Annotated in this window: 15 protein-coding genes and 1 riboswitch; of the genes, 11 read left to right on the top strand and 4 right to left on the bottom strand. The window is 76.7% G+C overall.

Annotated features, from left to right (window positions below; genetic code table 11):
* Positions 1-139 precede the first annotated feature (139 nt).
* From NRO40_RS05995 to NRO40_RS06010, 3 genes are all read right to left on the bottom strand, one after another.
* Positions 140-1480, bottom strand: a complete 1341-nt coding sequence (locus tag NRO40_RS05995) for a hypothetical protein (RefSeq protein WP_058943573.1) — start codon at positions 1478-1480, stop codon at positions 140-142.
* Positions 1481-1629: 149 nt separating this feature from the next.
* On the bottom strand, positions 1630-2757 hold the full coding sequence (locus NRO40_RS06000) for an alpha/beta hydrolase (RefSeq protein ID WP_058943574.1): 1128 nt from the start codon (positions 2755-2757) through the stop codon (positions 1630-1632).
* A gap of 470 nt (positions 2758-3227) precedes the next feature.
* Positions 3228-3899: a class II aldolase/adducin family protein gene (locus tag NRO40_RS06010; RefSeq protein ID WP_058944228.1), complete on the bottom strand. Its 672-nt coding sequence runs from the start codon at positions 3897-3899 to the stop codon at positions 3228-3230.
* Positions 3900-4117: 218 nt separating this feature from the next.
* Between NRO40_RS06010 and NRO40_RS06015 the strand changes: the two genes are divergently transcribed.
* The 9 genes from NRO40_RS06015 to cobC all read left to right on the top strand — a co-directional run bounded on the left by NRO40_RS06015 (position 4118) and on the right by cobC (position 14269).
* On the top strand, positions 4118-5395 hold the full coding sequence (locus NRO40_RS06015) for an inorganic phosphate transporter (RefSeq protein WP_058944227.1): 1278 nt from the start codon (positions 4118-4120) through the stop codon (positions 5393-5395).
* Between the two features lie 18 nt (positions 5396-5413).
* Positions 5414-5635, top strand: coding sequence for a hypothetical protein (locus NRO40_RS06020; protein ID WP_058944226.1), 222 nt, complete (start codon positions 5414-5416; stop codon positions 5633-5635).
* 161 nt (positions 5636-5796) lie between these two features.
* A riboswitch (cobalamin riboswitch) is annotated at positions 5797-5875 on the top strand.
* Positions 5876-6019: 144 nt separating this feature from the next.
* Entirely contained in the window at positions 6020-6979 is a 960-nt protein-coding gene (locus NRO40_RS06025; protein WP_058944225.1) for a cobalamin biosynthesis protein, read from the top strand.
* Positions 6976-8484 (top strand): cobyric acid synthase, encoded by a 1509-nt coding sequence (locus tag NRO40_RS06030; RefSeq protein WP_058944224.1) that lies wholly within the window; start codon positions 6976-6978, stop codon positions 8482-8484. The genes NRO40_RS06025 and NRO40_RS06030 overlap by 4 nt, the downstream gene beginning before the upstream one ends.
* Before the next feature lie 56 nt (positions 8485-8540).
* Complete coding sequence (locus NRO40_RS06035; protein WP_058944223.1) at positions 8541-10613, top strand: putative cobaltochelatase; 2073 nt, start codon at positions 8541-8543, stop codon at positions 10611-10613.
* Positions 10613-11221, top strand: a complete 609-nt coding sequence (gene cobO / locus NRO40_RS06040) for a cob(I)yrinic acid a,c-diamide adenosyltransferase (RefSeq protein WP_058944222.1) — start codon at positions 10613-10615, stop codon at positions 11219-11221. The genes NRO40_RS06035 and cobO overlap by 1 nt, the downstream gene beginning before the upstream one ends.
* Positions 11215-12600, top strand: coding sequence for a cobyrinate a,c-diamide synthase (locus NRO40_RS06045; RefSeq protein ID WP_058944221.1), 1386 nt, complete (start codon positions 11215-11217; stop codon positions 12598-12600). The genes cobO and NRO40_RS06045 overlap by 7 nt, the downstream gene beginning before the upstream one ends.
* Positions 12597-13100: a cobalamin biosynthesis protein gene (locus NRO40_RS06050; RefSeq protein ID WP_058944220.1), complete on the top strand. Its 504-nt coding sequence runs from the start codon at positions 12597-12599 to the stop codon at positions 13098-13100. Before NRO40_RS06045 ends, NRO40_RS06050 begins: the two co-directional genes overlap by 4 nt.
* Before the next feature lie 68 nt (positions 13101-13168).
* Positions 13169-14269 (top strand): Rv2231c family pyridoxal phosphate-dependent protein CobC, encoded by a 1101-nt coding sequence (gene cobC, locus NRO40_RS06055; RefSeq protein ID WP_058944219.1) that lies wholly within the window; start codon positions 13169-13171, stop codon positions 14267-14269.
* A 350-nt stretch (positions 14270-14619) separates the two neighbouring features.
* Here cobC and NRO40_RS06060 read toward each other — a convergent pair whose 3' ends face one another.
* Positions 14620-15561, bottom strand: coding sequence for an SCO1860 family LAETG-anchored protein (locus NRO40_RS06060; RefSeq protein ID WP_058944218.1), 942 nt, complete (start codon positions 15559-15561; stop codon positions 14620-14622).
* A gap of 253 nt (positions 15562-15814) precedes the next feature.
* Between NRO40_RS06060 and NRO40_RS06065 the strand changes: the two genes are divergently transcribed.
* Together NRO40_RS06065 and NRO40_RS06070 are read left to right on the top strand one after the other, a co-directional pair.
* Positions 15815-17863, top strand: coding sequence for a penicillin acylase family protein (locus tag NRO40_RS06065; RefSeq protein ID WP_058944217.1), 2049 nt, complete (start codon positions 15815-15817; stop codon positions 17861-17863).
* Positions 17860-18441, top strand: coding sequence for a GNAT family N-acetyltransferase (locus NRO40_RS06070; RefSeq protein ID WP_058944216.1), 582 nt, complete (start codon positions 17860-17862; stop codon positions 18439-18441). Before NRO40_RS06065 ends, NRO40_RS06070 begins: the two co-directional genes overlap by 4 nt.
* The last annotated feature ends 1 nt before the right edge of the window (position 18442 follow it).

Here is an 18442-nt window from a genome sequence, read left to right on the forward strand (position 1 = left end):
CCGGGCCGCGGAGCGCGGGTCGCCTGCCGCGGGGCGCCGGCCGGGGGTCGCGGGGCGCCGGTCGGAGGTTCGCCTGCCGCGGGGCGCGGGGAGCCTGGCGCGGGGCGCCGGCCGACGCCGGGTCGGCCGGCGGCCGCGGTCAGGCGCCTCCGGTGTGGACCTGGAACGCGGCGCGGCGGACCGCCTTGGCGAGGGCCGGGTCGGGGTGCGCGGCGGCCAGCGCGACCAGCACCTGGACCGTGCGCGGATGCCTGACCGCCCGGACCTCGTCGAGCAGGGCGGGGACGGTGCCCTGCACGGCGGACTCCAGGTGCCGTACCAGCAGGTCGCTCTCGCCGTGGTCGACGACGGCGGCGGCGGTGTCCACCCACAGCCAGGTCGCCTCCTCGCGGGTGAGGACGTCGGCGGCCTCGTCCGGGTCGGCGCCCTCGTGCTCCGCCAGCCACAGCAGGGCGTACGGGCGCAGCGGCGGCTCGTCGGCGGCCGTGCGCACCTCCGCCTCGGCGGCCCCGCCGACCACGCGGAGGGCCTCGAAGGCGAGCCCGCGCAGGAGGGCGTCGTCGCCGCGGGCGACGGCGAGCAGCTCGGCGACGGCGCTGCCGACGGGGCGGGCGGCGAGCCACGCGCGGTACTCGGCCCGGGCCGGTCCGGGGGTGAGCCGGACGCAGCCGCGCAGCATGTCCTCGGCGGACTGCTCCATGTGGCCGGCGGGGCTCTGGGCGGCGACGCAGATCTGCTCCAGCTTGACCCACACCGCCCAGTTCCCGAGGGGAGTGAGGGTCGCCTGGCCGTCGCCGAGGGTCAGGGCGCCGACGGAGGCGAGTCCCTCCAGCGCCCAGTCGAGCAGGCCTGGCAGGGCGTCCGGGCCGGTGTCCCGGGCCGCGGAGCCCTCCTGCCGGGCGTGGGCCCGGGCGCGCTCCTCCTCGCCCGCCTCCCCGTCGGCGGCGAACGGGACCTCGCAGCGCTGCTCCCGCAGCTCGGCGACGCGCTGCCGGAGCAGGTCGAGCAGGGCCGGTACGGGCACCGGTCCGGCGGAGAGCTGGAGGAGCGACAGCACCTGCGGGACGGCCTCCACGACCTCGGCCACCGCCGTGGGCTCGGCGTCGCGGGGGGCGGGGTGGGCGAGCGACCAGGCGTCGAGGAGCGCGACCCAGCCGCGCAGGGCGGCGGAGTCGTCCCGGTCCCAGGCCCGCAGCCGCCAGCCGGGGCGGACGGTGTCGCCGTGGATCTCGACGAGCCCGGCGAGCCGGGCGCGGTCCCAAGCGGTGCGCACCCGGGCGGGGGTCAGGGCGAGGGCCGCGGCGGCCCGCTCGCGCGCGGAGGCCGGGGCCTCGACGGTGACGGGGCCGCGGTTGACGGCGGCCCAGCGGGCGACCCGTACGGCGTCGGCCAGGACTTGGCGGGCCTGGCGGGCCAGCTCCGCCCGGGGCGGCGTGCCCTCCGGCGGCCGCGGGGCCGGCCGCGTCCGGCGGTCGGCCACCGCCCGCCGGGCGGTCGTCGCCAGCGACCGGGGACGGACGAGTCGGAGTCTGGAGTTGCGCGCCAGTTGCTCATCGGGCTTTCGAGACGTCACGGGGGCAGTCTTCCCGCTGACGGCCCGAAAGCCCAAACGGAATGGGACGGTCGGCCTCAGATGAGCGGGACGAGGAAGCGGCGCAGGGCCTCCTCGTAGCGGTCGGGGTCGGCGTTCCACATCGAGGCGTGCGGTGCCTGCCGGACGGTGTGGAGGGTGACGAGGCCGGGGCGGCGCTCGGCGAGCCGCCGGCTCGGGCCCCAGGGGGCGAGGGTGTCGTCGGGGCCGTGGATGACGAGGGTCGGCACGGGCAGGGCGGCGGGGTCGGCGGCCTCGCGCAGGGCGTCGCCGTGCGGGCCGGTCCTGCCCTGGGCGGCGCGGACCGTGAGCGGCAGCAGGGCGGCGGGGACGCGGTGGGCGGTGGCGAGGGCCCGGACGGTGGCGTCCCAGTCGAGGACCGGGGAGTCGAGGACCAGGCCGGCGATCCGCTCGCGCAGGCCGCTGCGGGCGATGGTGTGGAGGGCCATGGCGGCGCCCGTCGACCAGCCGTGCAGGATGACCCGCCGGGCGCCGCGGCGCAGGGCGTACCGGACGGCGGCGTCGACGTCGTGCCACTCCGAGCCGCCGAGGTGGCCCACGCCGTCGGCGGCGCGGGGGGCGCCGGGGTCGCCGCGGTAGGAGACGACGAGCACGGGCAGCTGGGCGGCGTGCAGGAAGCCGAGCACGTTCAGGGGGTGCTCGCGGGTGGTGCCGAGACCGTGGACGGTGACGACCCAGGTGGAGCGGTCGGCGGGGACGTACCAGGCGGGCAGGGGGCCGAGCTCGCCGGGGACCTCGACGTCCTCGTGGGCGATGCCGAGGGCGGAGGCCGGGGTGCCGGCGTGGAGCTGCGGGGTGAGGCTGACGCGGGCGCCGGTGCCGAGGGTGCCGTGGTGGACCCGTTCGAGGCGGCGGACGACGGTGTCGGGGGCGTGCGGCACGTCGGGGAGGACGGGGCCGACGACGGCGTGGACGCCGGGGCCCCGCAGTCCGTACACGCCGGGGCGCAGGGAGGCGAGGCCGCGGGTGAGCACGACCCGGCCGGGGCCCGTGGCGTGCACGGTGAGCCGTGGCTCCCCGGGCAGCGGGCGGCCGGGGCGCGGGCCCAGCGCCACACCGCTGGCGTACCGGCCGGCCGCGACGGCGGCGGTGCCGGCTCCGATCACTGTGGCGGCGGCGACGGCCGCACCTGTCCTCGGGCGCACTGCTCCAGTGTCGGCACGGCGGCGGATCGGTGCCAGTGGGCGGACCGCCGCCGAGTGACGGGGGGACGGGTGCCGGGCGGGGCCGTACGGGGGCCGAGCGGCCGCCGGCGGGGTCGTACGCGGCCGGCCGCGGCCGAGCGGGGCGGGAGCGGGGGTGCCGGGGCGGGGCCGGCGGGACAGGGCGGTGCCGGGGCGGGGTCGGCAGGACGGGGCGGTGCCGGAGCGGGGTCGGCAGGACGGGGCGGTGCCGGAGCGGGGTCGGCAGGACGGGGCGGTGCCGGAGCGGGGTCGGCAGGACGGGGCGGTGCCGGAGCGGGGTCGGCAGGACGGGGCGGTGGGACAGGACAGCGCCGGAGCGGGGGGGGCCGGGGCGGGGCCGGGGGGCCGGGGGCGGGGGGGCCGGGGCGGGACCGGCCGGGCGGGACGGGGCCGTGCGGGACGGGGCCGTGCGGGCCGAGGGGGCGCCGGGGTCAGTGGGGGTGGTGGCCGTAGCCGCGGAGCTTCTCGGTGGCCTCGGCGAGCTGGTCCGGGGTGAGGAGGCTGGGCGCGCGGCCCGGGTGGGCGGTGGCGGTCAGCCAGACCCGGCACATCCACTCCAGCTGGGCCGTACGGTCGTACGCCTGCTCCAGCGTCGCGCCGTAGGCGACGGTGCCGTGGTTGCGCAGGAGGCAGGCGGTGCGGTCGGTGAGCGCGGCGAGGACGTGGTCGGCGAGCTCCCGGGTGCCGTAGAGGGCGTAGGGGGCGACGCGGACGGTGCCGCCCAGGGTGCCGGTCACGTAGTGGACGGGCGGGAGCTCGTCGACGAGCGTCGAGACGGCGGTGGCGTGCACGGCGTGGGTGTGGACGACGGCACGCGCGCCGGTCGACCGGTACAGCGCGAGGTGCATCGGCAGCTCGCTGGTGGGCGGCAGGACCCCGCGGACCTGCCGACCGTCCAGGTCGACGGCGACGAGGTCGGCGGGGGTCAGCCGCGCGTAGGGCACGCCGCTCGGGGTGACGAGGACGAGGTCGCCGACCCGGGCCGAGACGTTCCCCGAGGTGCCGACGACCAGGCCGTCGGCCACGGTCCTGCGGGCGGTGTCCACCAGTTCGTCCCACGTCCGCGCCACGGCGTCGGCGGCGGTGCCGTCGTCCTCGGTCATGCGGCGATCCTGTCAGCGGGAGGCGCCGGCCCGGAAGTGACGTGTGTCTCCGCGTCGAAGGGTTTCCGGGCCGGGGGGCCCGCAATCGCCGGGCCGACACGTAACCGGAACCTGGGTTCACAGGTTGGGTCATCGTGTGGCCTGGATCAGTTCACCTTCCGTTCACCCAGGTTGCCTACGTTCAGCGCGGTACTGACGTCGAACGATTGCCTGGGTAAATGGAACACATCACGCTGCTGCTCGCCATTGTGGTCGTGACAGCTCTCGTGTTCGATTTCACAAACGGTTTCCACGACACCGCCAACGCGATGGCCACGACCATCTCGACCGGCGCGATGAAGCCCAAGGCGGCGGTGGCCATGTCCGCCGTCCTCAACCTGGTGGGCGCGTTCCTCTCCGTGGAGGTCGCCAAGACGATCTCCAAGGGGCTCGTCGACGAGACGGGGATCCAACCCGAGGTCATCCTCGCCGCACTGGTCGGCGCGATCCTCTGGAACCTCCTGACCTGGCTGGTCGGTCTGCCGTCCAGCTCCTCGCACGCCCTCATGGGCGGTCTGATCGGCGCGACCGTCGCCTCCGTCGGCCTCGACGGCGTCAACGGCGGCGTGGTCCTCACGAAGGTCCTGATCCCGGCCGTGGCCGCCCCGGTGGTCGCCGGCGTCGCCGCGATGGTCGCCACCCGCTTCACCTACAAGGTGGGCGCGAACATCGACGCCAAGACGGGCCGCAAGGGCTACAAGGCCGGCCAGATAGCCTCCGCGGGCCTCGTCTCCCTCGCCCACGGCACGAACGACGCCCAGAAGACCATGGGCATCATCACCCTCGCCCTGGTCGCCGGCGGCGCCCTCGCCCCCGGCTCCAACCCGCCCGTGTGGGTCATCGTCTCCGCCGGCCTGGCCATCGCGCTCGGCACCTACCTGGGCGGCTGGCGCATCATCCGCACCATGGGCAAGGGCCTCACGGACCTCCAGCCGCAGCAGGGCTTCGCCGCCCAGACCGGTGCGGCCACCGTGATCCTCGCCTCCTCGCACCTGGGCTTCTCGCTCTCCACGACGCACGTCTGCTCGGGCGCCGTCATGGGGGCCGGCCTCGGCCGCAAGGGCGGCGTGGTCCGCTGGTCGACCGCGACGCGGATGTTCGTCGCCTGGGGCCTGACCCTGCCGGCCGCCGGCCTGGTGGCCGCGCTCGCCGAGTTCGTCGCCCGCCAGGGCGACTGGGGCGTGGCCGTCGTCGCCGCCTTCCTCGTCGGCTCCTCCGCCGCCATCTGGTTCATCTCCCGCCGTCAGGTCGTCGACCACACGAACGTCAACGAGGTCGAGGACGCCCCCGACGCCGCCGACGACGAGCCCGCCGGGGTCGTCACCACCGCCATCGCGGCCGTCACCCCGCCGCCCGCCGGCACCGTCGCCACCGACCCGGACGGCGACGACTCCCTCAAGACCACCATCCCGGCCCCGGTCGCCGCCTCCGGCGCGGCCCCCACGGCCTCGGTGTAAGGAAAGAACGGCATCGGTATGGACATCGACTGGGCAGCCCTCGGCTCCGTCTTCGGAGTGGGCCTCGTCACCACCGTCGCACTCGTCGGCCTCTTCACCCTCGGTCTCGTCGGCCTCTCCCGCCAGGAGCAGGCCGCCACCCAGGGCGGTTCCGCCGCCCTGGCGCGCACCGGCGCGTACGCCTGCTTCGCGCTGTGCGCGGCCGCCGTCGCGTACGGCATCTACCTGATCGTGGCCTGACCCGCGTCACGCCAGAACCCCGGGCCGGTCGCACCTCGGTGGTGCGACCGGCCCGGCCGCCGTACGTGGGGCTCCGCACGCCGCTCCGCCGCAGGTCAAGGGTGAGTTGACGGGCCTTCGCGGGCCGTGGTGGACTGCCCAGGCCATATCCGGCGGCAGGAGAGGAAGCCCGGTGCGAATCCGGCGCGGTCCCGCCACTGTGACCGTCCCGCGCACGCGCGGGACGGGAGTCAGGAACTCTCACCGCCGGTCACGTCGAGCCAGGGCGCGGACCCTGAGTGAGGACATTGCGCATGCCCGGCTGCGTTCCCCGTCATACGTCGAGAACCCCGAGCCCCGGCTCGCGGACACGTGGCCGATCCGTCGCACCGGGCTGCTGACCCGATGCGCACCGATCGTGTGTACGCCTGCGGTGCCGCCGCCGGGATCCTGGTGGACCTCCTCCTCGGCGATCCCCGCCGCGGTCATCCCGTCGCCGCCTTCGGGCGGGCCGCCGGCGCCGTCGAACGCGCCTTGTGGCGCGACCACCGCGGCTGGGGCGCGCTCCACACCGCCGTGTGCGCCGGGGGCGCCGCGGCGGGTGCCGCGCTCGCCGCGCGTGCCGTGCGCGGGCACGGACCCGCGGCCGTCGCGCTGACCGCCGCGACCGTCTGGTCCGTCGTCGGCGGCACCTCCCTGGGCCGCGAGGCGCGGGCGGTCGCCGGGGCCCTGGCCGCCGGTGACCTGGAGGTGGCCCGCGAGCGGCTGCCGCACCTGTGCGGCCGCGACCCGCAGGCGCTGGACGGGCCCGGCATCGCCCGGGCCGTCGTGGAGTCCGTCGCGGAGAACACCTCCGACGCGGTGGTCGGCGCCCTGGTGTGGGGCGCCCTGGGCGGTGTGCCGGGCCTCGTGGCGTTCCGCGCCGCGAACACCCTGGACGCGATGGTCGGCCACCGGTCGCCGCGCTACCGCCGGTTCGGCTGGGCGTCGGCGCGCCTCGACGACGTCGTCGGCTACCCCGGCGCCCGGCTCACGGCGGCGCTCGCCGTCGTGGCGGGCGACGACCGGCGCGGCGCGGCGCGTGCCTGGCGCGCCGACGCGCACCGCCACCCGTCGCCCAACGCGGGCCCGGTCGAGGCGGCGTTCGCGGGGGCGCTGGGCGTACGGCTCGGGGGCAGCCTCTCGTACGGGGGGCGCGTCGAGCACCGGCCGGTCCTGAACGGCGAGGGGCGGGCCGTCGAGGTGGCGGACGTCGAGCGGGCCGTACGGCTGTCGCGCCGGGTCGGTCTGCTGGCCCTCGCGGTCTGCGTGGGCGGACGGATGGCGTACGGAGCCGTGCGGCGGCGGAAGGGCGGTCGGTCGTGAGGGGTGGGGGGCTGCTCGTCGCGGGGACGACGTCCGACGCGGGCAAGAGCGTGGTGACGGCCGGCATCTGCCGTTGGCTGGTCCGGCAGGGCCTGCGGGTCGCGCCGTTCAAGGGGCAGAACATGTCCCTCAACTCCTTCGTGACGCGCGGGGGCGCGGAGATCGGCCGGGCGCAGGCCATGCAGGCGCAGGCCGCCCGCGTCGAGCCGAGCGCGCTGATGAACCCGGTGCTGCTCAAGCCCGGCAGCGACCGGTCGAGCCAGGTGGTGCTGATGGGCAGGCCCGTCGGCGAACTCAGCGCGCGGGGCTACCACGGCGGGCGGCAGCAGGCGCTGCTCGGCACCGTGCTGGAGTGCCTGGAGGAGCTGCGGGCCACCCACGACGCGGTGATCTGCGAGGGCGCCGGCAGCCCGGCCGAGATCAACCTCCGGCGCAACGACATCGTCAACATGGGCATCGCCCGCGCCGCCCGTTTCCCCGTCGTCGTGGTCGGCGACATCGACCGCGGCGGGGTGTTCGCCCAGTTCTTCGGGACGACGGCGCTGCTCTCCCCCGAGGACCAGGAGCTGGTCGCCGGGTACCTCGTGAACAAGTTCCGCGGTGACGTGACGCTGCTGGAGCCGGGGCTCGACATGCTGCACGGCCTGACGGGCCGGCGCACCTTCGGCGTCCTGCCGTACGCGCACGGGCTCGGTATCGACGAGGAGGACGGCCTGCGCGTCTCGCTGCGCGGCGCGGTGCGCGAGTCGGTCGTGGCGCCGCCGGTCGGCGAGGATGTGCTGCGGGTCGCGGTGTGCGCCGTACCGCTGATGTCGAACTTCACGGACGTGGACGCGCTCGCGGCCGAACCGGGCGTCGTCGTCCGGTTCGTGGACCGGCCGGAGGAGCTGGTGGACGCGGACCTGGTCGTCGTGCCCGGCACCCGCGGCACGGTGCGGGCGCTGGCGTGGCTGCGCGAGCGGGGCCTGGCCGACGCGCTGGTGCGGCGCGCCGCCGAGGGCCGGCCGGTGCTGGGTGTGTGCGGCGGCTTCCAGGTGCTGGGCGAGCGCATCGAGGACGACGTCGAGTCCCGGGCGGGCGAGGTCGAGGGGTTGGGCCTGCTGCCCGTGCGGGTGCGGTTCGCGGTGGAGAAGACCCTCGCGCGGCCGTCCGGCGAGGCCCTCGGCGAACCCGTCGAGGGGTACGAGATCCACCACGGCGTCGCCGACGTCCGCGGTGGGGAGACGTTCCTGGACGGCTGCCGGGTGGGGGCCGTGTGGGGCACCCACTGGCACGGGTCGCTGGAGGGCGACGGCTTCCGCCGGGCGTTCCTGCGGGAGGTCGCCCGGGCCGCCGGGCGGCGTTTCGTCCCCGCGCCGGACACGTCCTTCGGCACGCTCCGCGAGGAGCAGCTCGACCGCCTCGGCGATCTGATCGAGGAGCACGCGGACACGGACGCGCTGCTGAAACTGATCGAGTCGGGCCCTCCGGGCGGTCTGCCGTTCATCGCGCCGGGTGCGCCGTGACCGGCCCCGCGGACCCGCCCGCCCCCCGCACTTCCCTCGAAAGGGGTTCTCCGCACATGGCTTCGGTTCCCTATCCGTTCACCGCCGTCGTCGGAATGGACGACATGCGGCTGAGCCTGCTGCTCAACGCCGTCTCACCGGCCATCGGCGGTGTCCTCGTGCGCGGTGAGAAGGGCACCGCCAAGTCCACGGTCGTGCGCGGCCTCACGGCGCTGCTGCCCGACATGGACGTGGTCGCCGGCTGCCGCTTCGCCTGCGACCCGCAGGCACCCGACCCGCAGTGCCCGGACGGGCCGCACGAGCCGGGCACGGGCGTGACGCGTACGACCCGCATGGTCGAACTGCCCGTCGGCGCATCGGAGGACCGGCTCGTCGGCTCCCTCGACATCGAACGCGCCCTCGCCGACGGCGTGAAGGCCTTCGAGCCGGGCCTGCTCGCCCAGGCCCACCGGGGCATCCTCTACGTCGACGAGGTCAACCTCCTCAGCGACCACCTGATCGACCACCTGCTGGACGCGGCGGCCATGGGCGCCTCCCACGTGGAGCGCGAGGGCGTGTCCGTGCGGCACGCCGCGCGGTTCCTGCTGGTCGGCACGATGAACCCGGAGGAGGGCGAGCTGCGGCCGCAGCTGCTCGACCGGTTCGGGCTGACCGTGGAGGTCGCGGCCTCGCGGGACCCCGAGCAGCGGGTGGAGGTCGTGCGGCGGCGCCTGGCGTACGACGACGACCCGGCCGGCTTCGCGGCGCGCTGGGCGGGCGAGGAGGCGGCGCTGCGGGAGCGGATCGTCGCCGCGCGGGCGCTGCTGCCGCGGGTGCGGCTCGGTGACGACGCGCTGCGTCAGATCGCCGCGACGTGCGCCGCGTTCGAGGTGGACGGCATGCGCGCGGACATCGTCATGGCGCGCGCGGCGACGGCGCTCGCCGCGTGGGACGGGCGCGAGGACGTGACGGTCGACGACGTGCGGCAGGCCGCGCTGCTGGCGCTGCCGCACCGGCGCCGCCGCAACCCCTTCGACGCGCCGGGGCTGGACGAGGAGAAGCTGGACGAGACGCTGGAGGAGTTCGGCGGCGGGGACGACGAGCCGGACCCGGACCCGCGGGGCCCCGACGACGGCGGCGACGGCGACGGCGGTCCCGGTGGGGGCGGCCGACCGGACGGCGGCGTGCCGCCGCAGCCGCAGGGGCCGCGGGAGGACGCCGGCGCGGAGCCCTCCGGTGAGCGGCCCGAGCCGGACGGGGCACCCGGGCCCCAGCCCTCGCCGCAGCCCTCCGCCGGTGCCGGCCCGGCCCCCGAGCAGGCGCCGGTGAAGGCCGCCGAGCCGTACCGTACGCGGGCGCTGACCGTGCCCGGGCTCGGGAACGGCGCCGCGGGCCGGCGCTCCCGGGCGCGTACCGAGCACGGCCGCACCACCGGGTCGCGCCGGCCGCGGGGCGCCCTGACGAAGCTGCACCTGGCGGCGACGGTCCGGGCCGCGGCCCCGCACCAGCGGGCGCGCGGCCGCTCCGGGCCGGGGCTCGTCGTCCACCGCGACGACCTGCGCCAGGCGGTGCGGGAGGGGCGCGAGGGCAACCTGGTGCTGTTCGTGGTGGACGCGTCGGGTTCGATGGCGGCGCGGCAGCGCATGGGCGCGGTCAAGGGCGCCGTGCTGTCGCTGCTGCTCGACGCCTACCAGCGGCGCGACAAGGTGGGCCTGGTGACCTTCCGGGGCCGGGACGCGGAGCTGGCGCTGCCGCCCACGTCGTCCGTGGACGCGGCGGCGGCGCGCCTGGAGACGCTGCCGACGGGGGGCCGCACGCCGCTGGCGGCGGGCCTGCTGAAGGCGCACGAGGTACTGCGTGTGGAGCGGCTGCGCGACCCCGCGCGGCGCCCGCTGCTCGTCGTCGTGACGGACGGGCGGGCGACGGGCGGGCCTGAGCCGCTGCGGCTGGCCGAGCGAGCCGCCGCGCTGCACGCGGCCGAGGGTACGGCGGCGGTCGTCGTGGACTGCGAGACGGGGCCCGTGCGGCTCGGGCTCGCCGCGGAGCTGGCCCACGGCCTCGGCGGCGACGCCGTGACCCTGGACGAGCTGCGCGCGGACGCGATCGCCGGACTGGTCAGGGATGTTCGTACTACGAGGAGGGCCGCTTGATGCCGCAGGGACAGCCGGACGTCGTACCGAACGACGGACTCACCACCCGCCAGCGCCGCAACCGACCGCTGGTGATGGTCCACACGGGCGTGGGCAAGGGCAAGTCGACCGCCGCCTTCGGGATGGCGCTGCGCGCGTGGAACCAGGGCTGGCCGGTCGGGGTGTTCCAGTTCGTCAAGTCCGCGAAGTGGAAGGTCGGCGAGGAGAACGCCCTCAAGGCGCTCGGCGCGACGGGCGAGGGCGGCACCGTCGACTGGCACAAGATGGGTGAGGGCTGGTCGTGGATCCAGCGCGACCCCAAGGAGGGCGAGCAGTCGCACGAGGACAAGGGCCGCGAGGGCTGGGAGCACATCAAGCGCTGCCTGGCCGAGGAGAGGTACCGGTTCTACGTCCTCGACGAGTTCGCCTACCTCCTGCACTGGGGCTGGGTGGACACGGAGGAGGTCATCCGGGTGCTGCGCGACCGCCCGGGGCAGCAGCACGTGGTCATCACCGGCCGCAACGCGCCGGCGGAGCTGTGCGAGTTCGCCGACTTGGTGACCGACATGTCCAAGGTCAAGCACCCGATGGACGCCGGTCAGAAGGGCCAGCGGGGCATCGAGTGGTAGCACGTCTCGTCATCGCCGCGCCCTCCTCGGGCGCGGGCAAGACCACGGTCGCGACCGGCCTGATGGCCGCGTTCGCCGGCCGTGGTCTCGCGGTGTCGCCGCACAAGGTCGGCCCGGACTACATCGACCCCGGTTACCACGCCCTGGCGACGGGCCGGCCGGGCCGCAACCTCGACGCGTTCATGTGCGGCACGGAGCTGGTCGCGCCGCTCTTCGCGCACGGCGCGCGCGGCTGCGACCTGGCGGTCGTCGAAGGGGTGATGGGGCTGTACGACGGGGCCGCCGACCAGGGCGAGCTGGCGTCGACGGCGCAGGTGGCGAAGGTCCTGAAGGCACCGGTGGTGCTGGTCGTGGACGCCTCCTCGCAGTCCCGGTCGGTCGCCGCGCTGGTCCACGGGTTCGCGTCGTGGGACCCGGAGGTGCGGATCGGCGGGGTGATCCTCAACAAGGTCGCCACCGACCGCCACGAACACCTGCTGCGGGAGGCGCTCGGCGAGTCGGGCGTTCCCGTGCTCGGCGTGCTGCGGCGGGCGCCCGCCGTGTCCACGCCCTCGCGGCACCTGGGCCTGGTACCGGTCGCCGAGCGGCACGCGGAGGCGCTGGACGCCGTGCGCGCGCAGGCGGAGCAGGTCCGCTCGGGGTGTGACCTGGACGCGCTGCTGGCGTTGGCCCGCAGCGCGCCGGAGCTGCACGCGCGGGCGTGGTCCGCCGAGAGCGCCCTCGCGGCGGACGCCCCGGCCGGGGACCGCCCGAGCGCCGCCGGGTGGACGGGCGGGGAGCGGCCGGTGGTGGCCGTCGCGGGCGGCGCCGCGTTCACCTTCTCGTACGCCGAGCACGCCGAGTTGCTGCGCGCGGCGGGGGCCGAGGTGGTGGCGTTCGACCCGCTGCGGGACGAGAAGCTCCCGGAGGGGACGCGCGGCCTGGTCGTCGGCGGCGGCTTCCCCGAGGTGTACGCGCCGGAGCTGGCCGCGAACGAGGCGCTGCGGGACGCGGTCGCCGCGCTGGCCCGGTCGGGCGCGCCGGTCGCGGCGGAGTGCGCCGGGCTGCTGTACCTGGCGCGGTCGCTCGACGGGCGGCCGATGTGCGGGGTGCTGGACGCGGACGCGAGGATGACGCAACGGCTGACGCTGGGCTATCGGGACGCGGTCGCGGTGAGCGACAGCCCCGTGGCGGCGGTCGGAACGCGGCTGCGGGGCCACGAGTTCCACCGCACGGTCATCGAGCCGGGCGCGGGCGCGACGCCCGCGTGGGGGTTGCGGCAGCCGGAGCGGCGCGTCGAGGGTTTCGTCCGGGGCGGTGTGCACGCCAGTTACGTGCACACGCACTGGGCGGCCGTGCCGGGGACGGCGCGGCGGTTCGTGGAGCACTGCCGGCCGTGACGCTGGTGGTGGGCGTGGGAGCCCGGCGGGGGGTGACCGCGGACGAGGTGTGCGCGCTGGTGCTGGCGGTGCTGCGCGGGGCGGGGCGGCGGCCGGAGGAGGTCGCGGCGCTGGCGACGGTCGAGGCGAAGGCGGGCGAGCCTGGGCTGGTCGCGGCCGCGGCGCGGCTCGGGCTGCCCCTGCGGGCCCACCCGGCGGCGGAGTTGGCGTCGGTCGCGGTACCCCACCCGTCGGCCGCGGCGCTCGCGGCGACCGGGACGCCGTCGGTGGCGGAGGCCGCGGCGCTGGCCGAGGCGGCCGCCCGCGGGGGCGCGGGCGAACTGCTCGTACCGCGGCGGAAGTCGGCACGTGTGACGTGCGCGGTGGCGGTGGCGCACGGGGACGGGCGGTTGCCCGCCGGAGGGCGCGGGTACACCCGTGAGGACGCGGCGTTCGGGTTACCGGCGCGGCGTCGACCGCTGATCCGGCGCCGGATTCCCCGTCCGGCGGTGGAGAGATAACCGGTGGGCCGCCGACCCCGTCGACCCGCCGACCACCCCCCACTGTCCCCCACCCCCAGCTGGCGGCCATGTATACCCACACAGACAGCGACAGACCGTTCCCCGGCCCCCGCCACACGGACGCGTACGACCTGCGGCACCACGGCGACGTCGAGGTCCGGGACGAGAAACTGACCGATCTCGCGGTCAACGTCCGCACGGACACCCCGCCCGCGTGGCTGCGCGAGCGGCTCGCCGCGTCGCTGTCCGGATTGGCGGCCTACCCCGACGGGCGGGCGGCGCGCGCGGCGGTCGCCGAGCGGCACGGGCTGCCGGCCCGGCGCGTGTTGCTGACGGCGGGCGCGGCCGAGGCGTTCGTGCTGCTGGCGCGGGCGCTGCCGGTGCGCCGACCGGTCGTGATCCACCCGCAGTTCACGGAGCCCGAGGCCGCGCTGCGGGACGCGGGGCACCAGGTGCGGCGGGTGGTGCTGCGCGAGGAGGAGGGGTTCCGGCTCGATCCGGCGCGCGTCCCGGAGGACGCCGACCTGGTGGTCGTCGGCAACCCGACCAACCCGACGTCGGTGCTGCACCCGGCCGGGACGATCGCGGCGCTGGCGCGGCCGGGCCGGACCCTGGTGGTGGACGAGGCGTTCATGGACGCCGTGCCGGGCGAGCGGGAGGCGCTGGCCGGGCGTACGGACGTGCCGGGACTGGTGGTGCTGCGGAGCCTCACGAAGACGTGGGGCCTCGCGGGGCTGCGGATCGGTTACGTGCTGGCGGCGCCGGACACCGTGGCGGCGCTGGAGCGCGTCCAGCCGCTGTGGCCGGTGTCGACGCCGGCGCTGGTGGCGGCCGAGGCGTGCATGGAGCGCGAGGCGCTGGCCGAGGCGGAGGAGGCGGCGCGGCGGGTCGCCGTGGAGCGCGCCCACCTGCTGGCCGGACTGGCGGAGTTCGACGAGGTACGCGTGGTCGAGGCGGCCGAGGGGCCGTTCGTGCTGATCCGCGTGGAGGGCGCGGACGTCGTCCGGGAGCGACTGCGCGACCTGGGCTTCGCCGCGCGGCGGGGCGACACCTTCCCGGGGCTGGGTCCGCAGTGGCTGCGGCTCGCGGTGCGGGACCGCGTGACGACGAACCGGTTCCTCCAGGCGCTGGACCAGGCGCTGGTGATGGCGGGCTGCGCCCGCGACTGACCCCCGCACGGGGTGTCCTGCCGGTCAGGTCGGCAGGACACCCCCTCCCCACGCAACGGTCCCAGACCGGCAGCCCGCAACCAGCCCCAGGGAACCGCCCGGGTCGCCGACGGTCTCGGGAGGGGCCGTGGCGGGTCGCCCCCGCAGGGGTCGGCGGCGACAGCGGGTTCACTTCCGAGGTACCCGAGGCCGCCGGCCCCGAGGAGGTGACCCGCCGCGGCCCCGACCCCACCCACCGACCTCAGGCGCCCCCACGGACCACGGGGAAGACGTCAGCGGCCGACCATCATTCCCGACCGGCCGAACCAGCCGAACCGGCCGGGCCGAACCGGCCGGGCCGAGGCGTCCGATCAGGACCGCTCACGTCGGGCGCGCCGGGTGAGGGCCAGGGTCGCCGCGCCCGCGGTGAGCAGCGCGGCCGCCCCGGCGACGACGTACGGCGTGCGCGAGTCGCCGCCGGTCTCGGCGAGGGCCTCCTTCTCCGGCGTCCCGCCGCCCGACTGGGGCTCCAGGCCCTCCGTGGGCCGCTCCGCCGGGGACGTGGCGGGCGCCGACGGCTCGGGGGCCGTGGAGGGCGAGGCCGCCCTGGGCCGGGTGCAGGACGCCTCGGCGAGGGTGACCGTGCCGCGGACGTCGGCGACGTTGAGGTCGAGCGGGTCGACCGAGACCTTCAGCTCCAGCGCCGTGGCGGCGGCCGTGGTGGAGGTGGCGGAGCGCCGCGACAGGTCCAGGGTGACGTCGCCGGCCCCCGGCACCTTCACGCTGGTCCGGCCGCCCGCCGTCAGCGTGACGCGCCTGCCGAGGACGGTCACCGGTCCGAGGACGTTCGCCGTGGCGGTCGGCCGGGCGCCGGCCGCGCAGACCGCCTGGGCGGTGACCTGCTCCACCTCGACGAGGGAGAGCAGCGGCAGGCCGGGCAGGTGCACCCTCGCCCGGACGAGCCGCACGGAGCCCTCGGCGCGGCGGGCGTCGGCGGCGGCCTTCGCGGAGGCGACGTCGGCGCGCAGCATCCGCACGGGCCTGCCGCCGTCGACTCCGTCCACCCGCACGGTGAGCGTCGTCCTCTCCGCCGTCGCGGGTGCCCGCACGTCGTTGAGCGCGGTGTTCACGGGGACCCGTACGCCGCCGTCCAGGAGCGAGACGTCCAGGTCGGCGCGGAGGACCGCGGCGGAGGCGCGGCCCTCGCCGTCGGTGGTGGCCCGCGCGGCGGGTGCGGCGAGGGCCAGGGGCGCGGCGGTGGCGAGCGCGGTGACGGCGGCGGCCGCGGAGCGGCGGAAGGTGGTGCTGGACACGGTGGTGGAACCCCCACGGAGGACAGGAGTCGCCGAACACCCGCCCACAGGGACATGTGTGCGGTGGCGACTTGGGACACGGGAATCCTGGCGCACGGAGGGTGAACCGGCGGCCACCTGACGTGAGTTCACCCCAAAGGGGAGTTTCCGGTCAAGCATTCGAATCACCCGCCCCTCCCACCCCGTCCGGATTGCCAATCGCCCACCGGTGGCTTAAGTTAGGCCAGCCTTACCTAAAGAGATCAGGACAAGAGTGAGCATCGAGGTCTACCGGGACCCCTGGGGCATCCCGCATCTGCGCGCCGACGACCCGCGCGAACTCGCCCACGCCCAGGGCCGCACCACGGCCCACGACCGGGCGTGGCAGCTGGAGGTCGAACGTCACCGCGCCCAGGGCACGACGGCCGCCTTCCTCGGGCCCGACGCCGTCGACTGGGACGTCTTCGTCCGGCGCGCCCGGCTGGCCGACACCGCCCGCCGCTGCCTCGACCGGCTCGACGACGAGACCCGGGCGTGGGTCACCGCGTACACGGACGGCGTCAACGCCGGGCTCGCCGAAGGCGCCCGCCGCAGCCGCGAGTTCACCGCCACGGGCCTCGAACCGGGCGTGTGGGAGCCGTGGGTGCCGCTCGGCGTATGGCTGTCGACGCACATCCTCTTCGCCGGCTTCCCCACCAAGCTCTGGCGCGAACGGGTCGCCCGGGTCCTCGGCGACGAGCAGGTCGAGCTGTTCGCGACCGACGGCCCCGGCACCGCCGGCAGCAACGGCTGGCTCGTCGACGGCGACCGCACCGCCACCGGCGCCGCGCTCCTCGCGGGCGACCCGCACCGGTTCATCGAGGCGCCCGGCGTCTACCAGCAGATACGGCTCGCCTGCCCCGAGTACGACGTCGTCGGCCTCGCCGTGCCCGGCGTGCCCGGCCTCGCCCACTTCGGCCACACCGGGACGGCCGCCTGGGCCATCACCAACGCCATGGCCGACTACCAGGACCTGTACCGCGAGCGCCTGCGCCACCGCGACGGCGGGACCGAGGCGCTCGGTCCCGACGGGTGGCGGCCCGCCCGCGTCCACACCGAGACCATCGAGGTCCGGGGCGCCGCACCGGTCACCGTGGAGGTCGTCGAGACCGACCGCGGCCCCGTCGTGGTCCCCGACGACGGCGAGGGCGGCGCCCTCAGCCTGCGCCACCCGCCGCGCGTCACCGGCGAGCTCGGCTTCGCCGCGCTGCCCGCGCTGCTCGCCGCGCGGACGGTCGCCGACGTCGACCGCGCCGTCGACCGGTGGGTCGAGCCGGTGAACGTCGTGCAGGCCGCCGACACCGAGGGCGGCACCCTCCACCGGGTCGCCGGCCACGTCCCCGTACGCCACCGGGACAACATGCTGCGCGTCGTCCCCGCCTGGGAGCCGGCGCACGAGTGGCGCGGCCGTCACGAGCCACTGCCGCGCGCCCCCGTCGACGGCGTGGCGGTGATGGCCAACGCACGCGGTCTCGCGGGACCGCTGGGCGTCGAGTTCGCGCCCTCGCACCGCGCCGAGCGCATCGCGCGGCTCCTGGCGGGGTCGCGGGAGTGGACGGCGGCCGGCATGGCGGCCGTGCACACCGACACCCACCTCGCGTCCGCCCGCCCGCTCCTCGACCTGGCCGCCGGGCTGGACGGGCTCACCGCGCCCGCCGCCGCCCTGCGCGACCGGCTGCTGCGCTGGGACCGGCACATGGACGCCGACAGCGTCGACGCGGCGCTGTACGCCGCCGTGCGCGGCGAGGTCGTCCGCCGCGTCGCCGCCCACGCCGCCTTCGCGCCGCTGGCCGAGATCCCGGCGTACCCGGCGCTCTTCCGGCCGTGGCTGGCCCTCGTGCCGCGCGTCGCCTACGCGTTGGAGACGCTGCTGACGTCCGGGCCCGTGCCGCCCGCCGACCGGGAGGCCGCCGTGCGCGCCGCCCTGGAGGCGACGGCCGCCGCGCCGCCGGACGGACCGTGGGGCGCCACGCACCGCCTCGCGCCGTGGGCGGCACTGCCGGACGGCGACGACGCCCGGTGGCCCGGCCTGGACGGCGACCACGACTGCGTGCTGTCCACGTCGAGCGTCCCCGGCGTCACCGACCGCAGCGCGCGCGGCCCGGCCGCCCGCTACGTATGGGACCTCGCGCGGCGCGAGGACAGCCTGTGGGTCGTGCCGTTCGGCGCGTCGGGCGTGCCCGGCGACCCGCACGAGGCGGACCAGCTGCCGCTGTGGCGGCGCGGCGCCCTGACCCCCGTGATCACCGACTGGAACCGGCTGAGCAAGGAGCACCCCGCATGACGACGAGCGCCGACCCCCGCCCCGCCACGTACGAGCAGGCCGTCGACGGCTTCGGCACGGTACGGATCGTGCCCCTGGACCCCGACCGCGACGCCCCGCTGGTCCACGCCTGGGTGAGCGAGGACCGGGCCCGGTTCTGGGGCATGCGGGAGATCGACGTGGCGGAGGTGCGGGACGTCTACGCGCACCTCGACTCGCTCACGACGCACCACGCGTTCCTGGTGTACCGGGACGGGGCGCCGGTCGCGCTGTTCCAGACGTACGAGCCGGAGGCCGACCGGGTCAGCGAGTGCTACGAGGTCCAGCCGGGCGACATCGGCGTCCACCTGCTGCTGGCGCCCACCGACACACCCGAACGCGGCTTCTCCCGGCACCTGCTGGGCGTGCTGACGGACTTCGCGCTGCGCGGGGGCCGCACGCGGATCGTCGCCGAGCCGGACGCGGCGAACGACAAGGCCGTCGCGCTGCTGGTCCGCGGCGGTTTCGAGCTCGGCCCCGAGGTGGTCCTCCCGGAGATCGTGCTCCCGGAGGTCCACCTCGTGGAGAAGCGGGCCCGGCTGGCGTTCCTCACCCGCTGAC

Source organism: Streptomyces changanensis (assembly GCF_024600715.1).
Classification (GTDB): domain Bacteria; phylum Actinomycetota; class Actinomycetes; order Streptomycetales; family Streptomycetaceae; genus Streptomyces; species Streptomyces changanensis.

Coding starts and splice junctions, on each gene's coding strand:
- NRO40_RS06010 (WP_058944228.1), bottom strand. CDS start 3,899: ATGACCGAGGACGACGGCACCGCCGCCGACGCCGTGGCGCGGACGTGG.
- NRO40_RS06015 (WP_058944227.1), top strand. CDS start 4,118: ATGGAACACATCACGCTGCTGCTCGCCATTGTGGTCGTGACAGCTCTC.
- NRO40_RS06020 (WP_058944226.1), top strand. CDS start 5,414: ATGGACATCGACTGGGCAGCCCTCGGCTCCGTCTTCGGAGTGGGCCTC.
- NRO40_RS06025 (WP_058944225.1), top strand. CDS start 6,020: ATGCGCACCGATCGTGTGTACGCCTGCGGTGCCGCCGCCGGGATCCTG.
- NRO40_RS06035 (WP_058944223.1), top strand. CDS start 8,541: ATGGCTTCGGTTCCCTATCCGTTCACCGCCGTCGTCGGAATGGACGAC.
- cobO (WP_058944222.1), top strand. CDS start 10,613: ATGCCGCAGGGACAGCCGGACGTCGTACCGAACGACGGACTCACCACC.
- cobC (WP_058944219.1), top strand. CDS start 13,169: ATGTATACCCACACAGACAGCGACAGACCGTTCCCCGGCCCCCGCCAC.
- NRO40_RS06070 (WP_058944216.1), top strand. CDS start 17,860: ATGACGACGAGCGCCGACCCCCGCCCCGCCACGTACGAGCAGGCCGTC.